The organism is Mycobacterium montefiorense, assembly GCF_003112775.1.
GTDB lineage: Bacteria > Actinomycetota > Actinomycetes > Mycobacteriales > Mycobacteriaceae > Mycobacterium > Mycobacterium montefiorense.
Window position 1 is genome coordinate 25,860 of the sequence record NZ_BFCH01000007.1, and the last position, 13,272, is coordinate 39,131.

The following is a 13,272-nucleotide window of genomic DNA, read 5'->3' on the forward strand; positions in this document are numbered from 1 at the left end:
GTGTTTCCCGGATCCGTGATCCGAAAGTTGACGCGTAGCGAAGAGGTGTTCGCGGTCAACGAGACTTATTTCGCGTTCACCGCGCATGTCAACGGTCCCGTCGACATCGGCGCGATGTCGGACGCCTTCGACGCGTTGCTGGAATCCCACCCGGTATTCACCGGCCGGCTGGAGAAGACCGACGACGGCCGCTACCAGATCATCGCCGAAGACCTGATGCACCCGGGCATTTGGGTCGTCGACGACGATTCGGACGCCGCGCCGAAAACCGCGGGCATGCACCTGGATCAGCACCAAACGCTGCTGAATCTGCGGTGCAAGCGCAGCGGTGGACGCACCGAGATCACGCTGTACACCCATCACAGCCTGGCCGACGCCCACCATGCGTTCGGTCTCCTCGAAGAACTCTTCTCGCTCTACACCGACGTGGTCACCACCGGCGCCCCGGCTCCGAGAACTCCGCAACCCGCACCCGAGGCGCTGGAGCCGTTGCTCGAACAGCGTGGCGTGACCAAGCAACAGCGATCCGGGCTCGAAAAGCTGTTCAAGGCGCTGTTCGCTTACGACTTGCCGGCCCAGGAGAAGCCACCCGAGATGGCGGATCCGGATTCAATCCAACCGATTCCGATCGCCCGGATCCGGTTCTCCGAGGAAGAGACCGCCGAACTGGTGGAGTTCGGTTTGGCCAATCAGCTCAGCCTCAACTCCGTGGTGGCCGCGGCGATCCTGTTGGCGGAATGGGAACTGCGCAAGACCCCGCACATTCCGATTCCCTACATCTATCCGGTTGATCTGCGCTATCTGCTGTCGCCCCCGGTGAGTCTCACCGGCAGCACGCTGCCGCTGGGAGTGGCGACCTACCTGGCCGAGATCAGGCCGGACACCGACCTCGTCGAGCTGGCCCGCGGCATCGTGGATTCGTTCCGGACGGACCTGTCCGACGGTGTGATTCAGCAATCCGCGCTGCATTTCAACCTGCAATACCAGGGCACGCCGGCGGGCCTGCCCCCGGTGGTGCTGTGCACCGACACCGGCACCATCCCTGCGCTGCGCACACCGCCGGACATGGAACTCGACGACTTCGCGAGCGAACTATGGTTCCCGACCCGCGCCCCCGTGGACCTCTACAGCTGCGGAAGTTTCGCGGGCCGGCTGTTCATCGAGCACCATGCGCACCTGCCCGGGCGAGAAAAGCCGCTGGAGGCAATACATTCACTGCTCTGTTCACTGCTCGCCGAGGAGGACAGCTGGGTCGTGGAGTAACCACGACCCAGTGCCACCCGGCTAGCAAGGCGGCGGCTGACCCTCTTCTGCAGCCAGCGCCTCCGACAGGTGCTGCCCCAACGTACGTGCGGAGTTGAAGGTGGCGATGGTCTTCGGGGTGACGCGGATTCCGGTCTCGGCTTCGATGCGGGTTCGCAATTCGAGGTTGCCCAGCGAGTCCAGGCCGTGCTCGGCGAACGGACGGTCGGGGTCGATCGCACGGCGCAGAATCAAGCCGGTCTGATCCGCGATCAGGCGGCGCAGCCGGGCCGGCCACTCGCCGGGCGACAGCGTCCGCAATTCGGCGCGCAGCGCCGAACTTTCGGCCCCATGCTGGTCGCCGGAGTCCTGGAAAGCTTCGGCGAACGGGCTGCGCGCAACCAGTGCAGCCAACCACGGCGCACCCGTCGTCGGCACGTAGCCGGTGTAGCCGCGGTCGTAACGCAACAACGTCTCGAACGCCTGCGCCCCCTCGTCCGGCGCGATCATCGTGGTGCGACCGCCGGCCGCCAGGAAGGTGGCGCGGCCGATCTCGCCCCACGCCCCCCACGCGATCGTGTTCGCCGGAAGACCCTGGCTGCGGCGCCAGTGGGTGAAGGCGTCCAGCCAGCTCGACGCCGCGGCGTAGGCACCCTGTCCGGCCGAGCCGAACAGCGCGGCCACCGACGAGAAGGAGCAGAACCAGTCCAGCGGCTGTCCGGCCGTCGCGTGATGCAAGTTCCACACGCCGTTGACCTTTGGCGCCCAGTCCTTGTCGATCAGCTCGTCGGTGATATTGGCCAGGACGGCGTCTTCGACCACGGCGGCGGCATGCAGCACTCCGCGCAGGACAAGCCCGGTCGCGGTGGCCGCGGCCACCACCTGGGCGGCGGTTTCGGCCTCGGCGATGTTGCCGCTCTCCACGACGACGTCGGTCCCGTTGGCGCGCAGCCGCTCAATTGCCTGGCGCGCCTTGGCAGTTGGGACCGAACGCGCGGTCAGCACGATCCGCCCGCAACCCGCCTTGGCCATCTGGCCGGCCAGGAACAGTCCGAGGCCACCCAGGCCGCCGGTGACGATGTAGGCGCCATCCTTGCGGAACACCGGAGCCTGCTCCGGCGGCAGCACCGCGCGGGTCTGCCCGGAGCGCGGCACGGTGAGCACCAATTTGCCGGTGTGCTCGGCACCGCTCATCACCCGGATCGCCGTAGCCGCCTGCGACAGCGGATATTCGGTGCAGGCCGGGGCCGGCAGGTCGCCATCCGCGATCCGCTGGTACAGCGTGCGCAGCAGCTCTTGCACGCGCCGCGGATGGGTGTGGGTAAGCAACGCCAAGTCGACGGCATAGAAGGTGAGGTTGCGGCGGAACGGGAACAGCCCCAGCCGGGCGTCGGCATAGATATCGCGCTTGCCGATCTCGACGAACCGCCCACCGTAGGCCAGCAGCTCGATTCCGGCGTGCTGGGCCGCACCGGTCAATGAGTTGAGCACGATGTCCACGCCATAGCCGTCGGTGTCGCGGCGGATCTCATCGGCGAACGCGGTGCTACGCGAGTCGTAGACGTGGTCAATGCCCATGTCCCGCAACAGGGCCCGCCGATCCGGGCTGCCCGCGGTGGCGAAGATTTGCGCGCCCACCATCTTCGCGATTGCGATCGCGGCCTGACCGACGCCGCCCGAGCCCGAGTGGATCAGCACCTTGTCCTCGGCCGAGATTCGGGCCAGTTCGCACAGCCCGTACCACGCGGTGCCGTACGCGGTTGCCGCGGCGGCGGCCGCGACCGTGGTGACGGCCGGCGGCAGCGCGGCGACGAGCCGGGCATCGCAGGTGACGAACGTGCCCCAGCTGCCGTTGGCGAATCCGGAGAAGCCGCCCACCCGGTCGCCGACCACCAGATCAGTGACGCCGTCACCGACTCGGGTCACCACACCACCGAGGTCAAATCCCAACTGGTGTGGCTCGCCCTCCAGGTCAGGGTAACGGCCAAGGGCCGCAAGGACTTCGGCGAAGTTGACGCTGGACGCGTCGACCGCGATCTCGACCTGGCCCGGCTCCGGTGTCGTGCGGTCGAAGGCGACGAATTCCATCGTCTGCAGGTCGCCGGGGTGGCGGACCACCGCGCGCAGCTGGCCGGATTCGTGGTTGACCGTGGTGGTTCGGCGTTCTTCGGCTCCCAGCGGTGTGCAGCGCAGCCGTGCCGTGTATCGCTGGCCGCCACGCCAGGCGGTCTCGTCCTCGGGCGAACCGGACAGCAGCTCCTGGGCCACCTGTTCGATGTCACCGTCGTCCTGCAGATCGATCTGGGTGGTTTGCAGCTGCGGGTTCTCCGCGCCGACCACTCGCAACAGGCCACGCAGTCCGGCCTGCACCAGGTTGGGGTCGTCGTCCGCCGAGACGATCTGGGCCCGCCGGGACAGGACGAACAGCCGCGGCGGTTCGGCCGACAGTTCCGGCAACTCCCGAATCATCCGGACCACATGGCGTACCTGCTCGCGGCCGGCCACCAGACCCTGCTCGTCGGGCTGGCCGGCGGGCGGCGGGCACACGATCACCACGCCTTCGAGACCGCCACGCACCGCGGCGGACAGCTGTGCGGTGTTGGCGCAGTGGTCGGACTGCTCCGTCCAGCTCAGGGTCGTGGGTTGTGCACCAAGGGATTTCAGTGCGTCCGTGAGCCTGGACTCCAGCAGGTCGGTCTCGGCGGTGTTGATCAGCAACCAACTTCCCACCGCCCGCTCGGGTACCGCCGGCAGCGTCTGCTGCTGCCACTCGACGGTAAGCAGCCGCTCGGCCATCAGGTGGTCGGCGCCGCCGCCACTGGCCGCCATTCGCAGGTCGTGGGCGGCCAGCAGAACCTCGCCGGTCTCGTCCAGCAGATCCAGATCGACCTCGAGGGCCGACTCACTGGCCGAGACGATGCGCAGCTGGCAGTAGCGGGTAGCGCGCATCGGGGCATACCGGCGCAGCCGGCCCACGCTCAGCGGCAACAACAGTCCCACTTGCGAAGCATCCTTGACGGCCGGGTGCGCCAGCACCGCCTGGAAGCAGGCATCCAGCAGCGCGGGATGAACGCCGTAACTCCCCTGTTGCGTCCGGACCGCCCGGGGCAACTCGACTTCGACGACAACGCTGCGGCTCTTGCCTTCCGCATTGTGCGCCGACACCAAACCGGTGAAGGCCGGGCCGTAATCGACGCCGCGTTCGGCGAACAGGCGTCGCACCGCGGCGCCCTCGGTCCGGTGCGGATGGGTGGCCAGCAGGGCGGCGATGTCGCGCCGCGGTGGTGGTTCGTCCTGCGCCGTGCGCAGCACCGCGGTCGCCCGCCGGGTGCGTTCGCCGTCGCGCTCGGTCTCCACGATGAAGTCGGCGACGCCGGCGTCCTTCACCGAAGCCACGCCGCTGACCGGGGTTTCGTCATCCATCAGCAACATCTGCTCGAACCGGACATCACGCACCTCGGCGTCGGTCCCTAGTATCTCGGCAGCAGACGCCAGCGCCATCTCGCAGAAGCCGGCGCCCGGGAACACCGCGACGCCGTTCACCTGATGATCCGCCAGCCACGGCAATGTCGCGGTGCCGATCTCGCCTTGCCAGGCATGGCGTTCGGGCTCCTCCGGCAACCGGACATGCGCGCCCAGCAGCGGGTGCGCCGCGATCGCGGACTGATCCCGCGCTGCCGATCCGCTGGATTCGACGAGCAGCCGTTGGCGGGTCCAGGTCGGCAGCGGGGCGTCCACCAGCCGCCCGGCCGGATACCGCACGGAGAAATCGATTGCGGCGCCGGCACTGTAGAGATCCGTCAGGAAGCCGAGCAGTCCGTGCGGCATCGGCTGCTCACGCCGCATACCGGCCAGGGCCGCCGCGGTGATGTCGGCAGCGCCGGCCGTCTGTTCCACCGCACGGGTCAGCAGCGGATGCGGCGACGGTTCGCCGAACACCCGGTGACCGTCGTCCAGGGCAGCCTGCACCGCGGCCGCGAACTTCACCGACTGCCGCAGGTTGCTTACCCAGTAGTCGGCGTCAAAAGCCGGCTGACTACGCGGATCATCCAGTGTCGCAGAGTAATACGCCACGCTAGGCGTCATCGGTGTGAGATCCGCGAGCCCTTCGGCCAAGTCGGCGAGGATCGGGTCGACCGCAGTCGTGTGCGACGCGACGTCCACGGCCACCTCGCGGGCCATCACCTCGCGGGCTTCCCATTCGGCGACCAGATCCCGCACCGGTTGGCCGGCTCCGCCGATCACGGTCGAGTTCGGCGAGGCGATTACCGCTACCACGACGTCGGTGATGCCACGGGCGGCCAATTCGTCTCGCACCTGCTGGGCAGGCAACTCCACCGAGGCCATCGCTCCGGCACCCGCGACCCGCGACATCAACGCGGAGCGCCGGCAGATCACCTTGACGCCGTCCTCCAGCGACAGAGCGCCGGCGACGACGGCTGCCGCGATCTCCCCCATCGAATGCCCAATGACCGCGCCGGGCGCCACACCGTAGGCCAACATGGCGTTGGCCATCGCCACCTGGAAGGTGAACAGGGTGGGCTGCACCCGTCCGATACCGGTCACCGTCTCGGGTGCCGACATCGCCTCGGTGACCGAAAAGCCGGACTCCGCCGCGATCAACGGCTCGGCTTGCGCGACGGTTGCGGCGAACGCCGGCTCGTTGGCCAGCAGTTCCGCGCCCATCGCCGCCCACTGCGAGCCCTGACCGGAGAAGATCCACACCGGCCCGCGATCGTCGTGCCCCGCGGTCGGCAGGTAAGGCGTTGCACCGTCCGCGATTTCACGCAGCCCGGCACGCAAACCGTCGAGGTTGTCCGCCGTCACCGCGGTGCGCACGGTCCGGTGCCCACGCCGTCGCGCCAAGGTATAGGCCAAGTCGGCAGCGGAAAGTCCCGCTTTGTTGGCGTCCAGCCAGTCGCCCAGCCGCCGGGCGGTGCGGCGCAACTCGTCGGCAGACGTCGAGGACAATCCGAAGAACAGCGGTCCGGCCCCGGGGGTTTCCGTTGCGCCGGATGGCGTCTCGGGCGCCTGCTCGAGAACGGCGTGCACATTGGTGCCCGACATTCCGAATGACGTCACGCCGGCCCGGCGCGGACCGTCGCCCTTGTCTGGCCACGGCGTGACCTCTTGTGGCACAAACAATCCGGTGTCGATCTGCTTCAGCTCGTCGGGCAGTCGGCTGAAGTGCGCCATCGGCGGCACCACCCCGTGCCGCAATCCGAGCACCGCCTTGACCAACCCGACGGCGCCGGCGGCCGCCTCGGTGTGGCCCACATTGGCCTTGGCCGATCCCAGCGCGACGCGGTTTCCCGCGGCACCGTAAACCTCAGTGAGGCTCGTGAATTCGAGTGGGTCGCCCTTCGGGGTTCCGGTGCCGTGCGCTTCCACCATGCCGACGGTCTTCGGGTCCACTCCGGCACAGTCCAATGCCGCCCGGTAGACGGCGGCCTGGGCATCCGACGACGGCGTCGTGATCGTTTCGGAACGTCCGTCCTGGTTGGCTGCCGAGCCGCGTACCACCGCCAGGATCCGGTCGCCATCGCGCTGCGCGTCGGACAGGCGCTTGAGCATCACCACCGCGCAACCGTCGGAACGGACGAAACCGTCGGCGGCGACGTCGAACGTGTGGCAGCGGCCGGTGGGCGAGAGCATGCCCTGCCCGGATGCCGAGGTGGACACCCGCGGGTCCAGCACCAGCATCGCGCCGCCGGCCAGGGCGAGATCGCTCTCGCCGCTATCCAGGCTCTGGCAGGCCAGGTGCACGGCGAGCAGACCCGACGAGCACGAGGTGTCCATCGTGATGGCCGGCCCCAGCAGCCCCAGCCCGTAGGCGATTCGCCCCGAAGCCATGCTGAACGGCGTGCAGGTGTAGCCGTAGGCATCGCCGAGCACTCCGGCGTCCCCGGTCATCAGCGTGTAGTCCTGTTGACACAGCCCCACGAACACTCCGGTTCGCGAGCCGCTCAGTGCGGCCGGAACGATTCCGGCATGCTCGATCGCTTCCCAGGACGTCTCCAGCAGCAGCCGGTGCTGCGGGTCGATGGCCGTCGCCTCGCGTTCCCCGAAGCCGAAGAACGCGGCGTCGAATCCGCCGACGTCGTCGATGAAGCCGCCCCACCGCGACACCGACCGATCCTGGACGCCGCGTTCGGGGTCGTAGTGGTCCTCGACGTCCCACCGGTCGGGCGGTATGTCGGTGACCAAGTCCTCGCCGCGCAGCAGCGCTTGCCAGAACGCGTCAGGTGAGTCGATACCGCCGGGGAGCCGGCAGCCCATTCCGATCACCGCAATGGGCGTGACACGCGACTGCATCGCCGTTCATACCTCGTCTCAGTTCATCCGGCGATGCCTCCCCAAGCATCACCAGAATGTCGATACGCGCAACGGAACCCCCGTAGCAGCGCTCGCAGAACCACTAATCCGGGTATCGACACGGAAATATACGAACCGCCCAAGCTTAAACGCCCGGCCCAAGACCGGCGCGGGAATGGGCGCAATTGCCTGGTCGCGACCTCACTCGAGGCGCTGAACAGGCACTTCATCAACCGCCTCGACGCATCTCGGCCTGGCCGAGATGCGGGCGCCACCGGGACCGATACGCGATAATCACTCCCATCACGCAACCCCTGCGGAGGCCCCAGTGACAGGCAAAGTGCTCGCGGCAGTCGGCCATGCCTTAGCGCTGGCGGGGTCGATGACGTGGGAGATCACCTGGGCGCTGATTCTGGGCTTCATCCTGTCGGCGGTGGTGCAGGCGGTGGTGCGTCGCTCGACGATCGTGAGCCTGATGGGCGACGACCGGCCGCGCACCCTGGCGGTGGCGGCCGGGCTCGGTGCGGCGTCGTCCTCATGTTCGTACGCCGCGGTGGCGTTGGCCCGGTCGCTATTCCGCAAGGGCGCCAACTTCACCGCCGCGATGGCATTCGAGATCGGCTCCACCAACCTCGTGGTGGAGCTGGGCATCATCCTGGCCCTGTTGATGGGTTGGCAGTTCACCGCCGCGGAGTTCGTCGGCGGCCCGATCATGATCGTCGTGTTGGCCGTCCTGTTCCGGCTGTTCGTGCGCTCCCGACTCGTCGACGCCGCACGCGAGCAAGCCGAGCGGGGAATCGCCGGCTCGATGGAAGGCCATGCCGCCATGGACATGTCGATCCAACGGGACGGGTCGTTTTGGCAGCGGGTGTTCTCACCCGACGGTTTCACCTCGGTTTCGCATGTGTTCGTGATGGAATGGCTGGCGATCCTGCGCGACCTGGTGCTGGGCTTGTTGATCGCGGGCGCCATCGCGGCCTGGGTTCCCGAGACCTTTTGGCAGAGTTTCTTTCTAGCCAATCACCCCGACCTTGCGACGGTGTGGGGACCGATCGTCGGCCCTGTCGTGGCGATCGTGTCCTTCGTCTGCTCGATCGGCAACGTGCCGCTGGCAGCGGTGCTTTGGAACGGCGGTATCAGCTTCGGCGGTGTCGTCGCCTTCATCTTCGCCGACCTGATCATCCTGCCGATCCTGAACATCTACCGAAAGTACTATGGCACCAAGATGATGCTGACCATCCTGGGCACCTTCTACCTGGCCATGGTCGTCGCCGGATACCTGGTCGAATTGATATTCGGGACAACCGATCTCATCCCCCACCAGCGCAACGCCACTGTCATGGAGGCGTCGATCTCCTGGAACTACACCACCTGGCTCAACATCGCGTTCCTGGTTTTCGCGGCGGTGCTAATCGTCCGGTTCGTCACTTCTGGCGGCATGCCGATGCTGCGGATGATGGGCGGTGCCCCCGACCCGAAACCCGATCAGCAACACCATCACTAGACCCCAACCCGTGACCGCTACGCATCACAACGGGCGGCAGCCAAGTGCGAAGCCCCCGATCAACTTTCGGTGCATCGTGGGCAGGTTCCGTAGAAGTCGATCTGGTGGGCGATGTCGGTGTAGCGGTGTCGCTGAGCGAGTTGACTTGTAAAATCTTCAATTTCGTCGGTGGTGAACGCGATCGCACGCCCGCACCGTCGGCACAGCAGGTAGTGGCAGTGCCCGGGTGTGGTGCGCAGCCGATAAAGCATCTCGCCATCTTCGGCGCGCTGGGTCTCGGTGATTTCCATGTCGGCGAACAGGTGCAGAATTCGATACACGGTGACCAGCCCGATCTGGACGCCGTGCCGTTGACGGAGATCGAGATGGAGTTGTTGGGCACCCCGGAAGCGGTCGCTGCGCTGCAGCAGGTCGAGCACGGCTCGTTGCTGGGCGGTCATTCGGGTCCGGTGTAGCACCCGCGGCGCGGGCATCGTTGCACTCCTGCCGATTTGTTGCGTTACTGGGCCGCCGGTGTATGCCGCGGCTGGCGGTCTCGGGCACCGATTACTTCGGCAACCAGGTAGATCGTGGTGGCCGTGCTCATGATGGTGAAGGTCGCCGGCGCCGCGGGAACGGCGTAGGCGATGGTGACGCCAATCCAGATCGCGGCGGTGGCCAATACCGCGGACAGCCAGAACCCGCGCCAGGGTCGAGTGGTCAGCCGCGCGGCGGCGGCTCCCGGTGCCGCGAGCAGGCCGAGCACGACAAGCGCGCCGATGATCTGAGTCGCCTCGGCGACCGTGACCCCGACGATGACCAAAAAAAGCGTGCTTAGCAGCCTGGTGGGCACGCCGGCGGTCTGGGCGATGCCCGCATCGATCGTGGCGAACAGCAGCGGGCGCGCAATCGAGATCAGCACGGCGCCTAATCCGGCGGCGACGACCACTGCAAGGGTTCGAGCCTGGTCATTGATCCCAAAGATGCTGCCGAACAAGACATTCACGTTGGCAGTGCCGTTGTTGCCGCTGCCGTGAGTGGTGTAGTAGGTCAAGAACAGCGCGCCCAACCCGAGTATCCAGGAGAAGAACGAGCCGATCGCGACGTCGTCCGCGCCGCGACGGTTGATCATGCCCAGCGCGACTCCGGCCACGATCGTGGCGGCAAACAATCCGATTCGGGGATCCAAGCCGGCCACCAGAGCGGCCATCGCCCCGGTGTACGCGATGTGCCCTTGGGCGTCGCCGGCGAATACCTGGCCGCGCAGCACCAGGAAGTAGCCGACCAACCCGCACACGATCGCCACCGCGGTCCCGGCCACCAGCGCGTGATTGATGAAGGGGTGGGACAGCATGTTCGCGAGGCCGGTAAGTGGGCCCGACGCGCTGGCCTGCTTGTCGCTGACGGTCATGCGGCCACCGTGGTGCAGGCCGGGGAGCGCCGTCGATCGAATCGCTGCTGGCTCCGTTCGACGCTCGCGCGGTAGCAAACGGCCAGCAAGTAGACGCCGAACGCGAAACTGCTAACCCAGAACCCGATCGGAAACGGAGAATAGAACGCGCAGCCGATGCCCAGCCAGGTCACGGTGACCGCGAAGAAGACGGACAACGCGATGCCCATCGCGGGACGGGCGGTGAAGTGGAAGGCGGCCGCAGACGGGGCCACCAGCAGCGCGAATACCAATAGGCTGCCCGTGATCTGACTGGCGCCGGCCGCGGCAGCACCGAGCACCAGGAGGAACAGCCCGGCGACGAATCGGGTCGGGACTCCGTTGGCAGTGGCGGCATCGGGGTCGATCGACGTCCACAGCAGTGGCCGCCCGATCGCGGCCAGCACGATCAGGCACACCAGCGCTGCGAGCAGCAGTACGTCAAGCTGCTGGGAGCTGACCCCGGCGATGGTGCCGAACAGTAGATTCGTTAAACCCGACAGGAATCCGTGATAGAGGCTGACGAACATAAACCCCGTCGCCATCGCGAAAGCTTGAATCGTGCCGATCCCAGCGGACTCCTCGCCGAGGCTCGGCCTGCCCGTCTGAGTTGACTTGGGCAGCAATGTAATTGCCGCGGCAGCACCGATGCTGGCCGCGAAGTAACCGTAGCCGGTGGCTACGCCCAGCCAGGCCGCCGCGGCGGCGCCGGGGAAGCCGACGACGGCCAGGGTATGCCCGGCGAAGCTTTCCTTGCGTAGCACCATCACCCATCCAACGACACCGGCTAGAACGGCGACGACGGTGCCGGCGCGCAACGCGGTGACCATGAACGGGTACACCAACATCTGCTGCACGTCGGCGATCAGATTCCAGGTCAGCTGCGGATTCATGCACGCGCTCCGGCGATCTGGGTGGGACGAACGCCGGGTTGCCCGACGACGAACAGGTGACCCGCCCGGTCGTGGAGCACTTCGATCGGGACGCCGTAGAGCGCGCTGAGCTGATCGGCGGTGATCACCTCCTCGGGCGTTCCGATCACGGCCGACCCGCGGGCGATGTAGATAACGCGATCGAGGTATGGCAGGACCGGATTCACGTCGTGGGCCACCATCAGAACGGTCACACCCTCTCGGCGGCAGATGTCGCCCACCAAAGCGCTGATCCCGGCCTGGCTGGGTACGTCGAGACTGTCGAGCGGCTCGTCGAGCAACAGCAGTTCCGGCTGGCGGATCAGAGCCTGCGCGATCAGCAACCGCTGCTGTTCGCCACCGGAGCAGCGACCGATCGGGCGCCGGGCATAGTCAGCGGCGCCGACCACTTCGATCACATGCTCAAGCCGTCTTCGCCGCTGCGCAGACCGGCGCGGGGCCAGCACGCGGGCCAGTCCCGGCACGGGCGTTCCCCAGCGCGCGCCATCCAATCCCAGGGAAACCACGTCGACGCCGCGGATGCGTACGCTGGCGTCGAACGCGCGTCGTTGCGGCAGATTACCGATCAGCTTGTTGCGTCGGCCGGGGCGCGCTCCTAGCACCTCAACCATGCCGTGCGAAGGTGTTAGCCCCAATAGGACCTTGAGTAGCGTTGACTTCCCGCAGCCATTCGGTCCGAGTACCGCGACGAATTCCCCGGCGGCGAGATCGAGGGAGACGTCCGACCACACCGTCTTGCCACCCACCACGGCTGACGCGCCGCGCATCCGGACGCTGATCTCGCGGGCCACCGGCGCGGGGGCAACGTGCTGGCTGGCGTCGACAGGGCCCGCGCCGGTCATCTACTTTCCTGTTGCGCTATGCAGAGCATCGGCCAGGCCAGACAACTGTGCGGATTGCCAATCCTGAAACGACACGTTTATCGGCGACAGTGTCTCGGTCACCGTAGTGACGGGAATTCCCTGTTTCGTGGCCGCGTCGACTTGGGCCTGCACATCCGGGGTGTTGTTTTGGGTGTTCAACACGTACACCTTGAGCGACTTGGCGGCGATCTGGTGGTCGATGGTCGCCTTGTCCGCCGGCGAGGGATCGGTGCCTTCACTGATTGCCTTGAGAAACTCCGGCGGCGTAATCAGGTTGAGCCCCAACGCATCCGAGAGTGGGGAAAAGATCGACTCGCTGGCGCCGACGGGTGTCCCAGCGTATTTGGCTCTGATGCTGGCGATTAAGCTGCGGTAGTTGGACAGGCCCTGGTTGAGGAACTGCTGGTTGCGCTGATCGAAATATCCCGAGTCGCTCGGGTCGGCCTTCTTGTAGGCGGCGGTGATCGCATCGGCAACCTTGGTTACCGAGCCAGGCGAATACCACTGATGCGGGTTTCCGCCCGCGGCGACTCCAACGGTGTCGCCGACGTTGACCACGGCGCGGTTCGGATTCGGGTCGGACACAAGCATTTTGTCGACCCAGGTGTCGTACCCGATACCGTTTTCGACTACCACCTTCGCGTCGGCAACCATGCGTGCATCCGCAGCCAACGGGTCATAGCTGTGCGGGTCAGTGTTGGGGTTGGTGATGATGCTGGTCTCCTTCACCCGGTCACCCCCCAGCTGCGCGGCGATGCTGCCCCACGCGTTTATCGTGGCAACAACCACAAGCCTGGCACCGGCGCTGCCCGTGCTGGTAGGTCCGGATTGCGACACGTTGCCGCTGCTACACGCAACCGCGCCCAGTATCGCGACTAGGTGCATCGCTACCAATGCCGCTAACCGGCGTTGACCAGGTCGACCTGCCATCGCACCGTTCTCCATTCCAGCTTATTGGCAATCATTTTCATTAATATGCGCGACGCTAGCACGCGATTGTGGCGTTCG

8 protein-coding genes are annotated in these 13,272 nt (G+C 66.7%); 2 read left to right on the forward strand and 6 right to left on the reverse strand.

Going from position 1 to position 13,272, the window contains the following annotated elements:
- The gene (locus tag DB708_RS03760) at positions 1–1,263 is read left to right on the forward strand and encodes a phthiocerol/phthiodiolone dimycocerosyl transferase family protein (protein WP_108920968.1); all 1,263 of its coding nucleotides are present in this window, start codon (positions 1–3) and stop codon (positions 1,261–1,263) included.
- A 21-nt stretch (positions 1,264–1,284) separates the two neighbouring features.
- Here the strand turns inward: DB708_RS03760 and pks2 are convergent, their stop codons facing one another.
- The gene (gene pks2, locus DB708_RS03765; protein ID WP_108920631.1) at positions 1,285–7,557 is read right to left on the reverse strand and encodes a sulfolipid-1 biosynthesis phthioceranic/hydroxyphthioceranic acid synthase; all 6,273 of its coding nucleotides are present in this window, start codon (positions 7,555–7,557) and stop codon (positions 1,285–1,287) included.
- A 262-nt stretch (positions 7,558–7,819) separates the two neighbouring features.
- Between pks2 and DB708_RS03770 the strand changes: the two genes are divergently transcribed.
- The gene (locus DB708_RS03770; RefSeq protein ID WP_108920632.1) at positions 7,820–9,061 is read left to right on the forward strand and encodes a permease; all 1,242 of its coding nucleotides are present in this window, start codon (positions 7,820–7,822) and stop codon (positions 9,059–9,061) included.
- 59 nt (positions 9,062–9,120) lie between these two features.
- On the opposite strand, the gene DB708_RS03775 is transcribed toward DB708_RS03770, so the two are convergent.
- The 5 genes from DB708_RS03775 to DB708_RS03795 are packed head-to-tail and all read right to left on the reverse strand — an operon-like array spanning position 9,121 to position 13,194.
- Positions 9,121–9,534 carry a Fur family transcriptional regulator gene (locus DB708_RS03775; RefSeq protein WP_108920633.1) on the reverse strand — a complete coding sequence of 138 codons (414 nt, stop codon included), beginning with the start codon at positions 9,532–9,534 and terminating at the stop codon, positions 9,121–9,123.
- Positions 9,535–9,560: 26 nt separating this feature from the next.
- Entirely contained in the window at positions 9,561–10,451 is an 891-nt protein-coding gene (locus DB708_RS03780; RefSeq protein WP_108920634.1) for a metal ABC transporter permease, read from the reverse strand.
- On the reverse strand, positions 10,448–11,362 hold the full coding sequence (locus DB708_RS03785) for a metal ABC transporter permease (RefSeq protein WP_108920635.1): 915 nt from the start codon (positions 11,360–11,362) through the stop codon (positions 10,448–10,450). The genes DB708_RS03780 and DB708_RS03785 overlap by 4 nt, the downstream gene beginning before the upstream one ends.
- Complete coding sequence (locus tag DB708_RS03790) at positions 11,359–12,243, reverse strand: metal ABC transporter ATP-binding protein (RefSeq protein WP_108920636.1); 885 nt, start codon at positions 12,241–12,243, stop codon at positions 11,359–11,361. Before DB708_RS03790 ends, DB708_RS03785 begins: the two co-directional genes overlap by 4 nt.
- Complete coding sequence (locus DB708_RS03795) at positions 12,244–13,194, reverse strand: metal ABC transporter solute-binding protein, Zn/Mn family (RefSeq protein ID WP_108920969.1); 951 nt, start codon at positions 13,192–13,194, stop codon at positions 12,244–12,246.
- Positions 13,195–13,272 lie beyond the last annotated feature (78 nt).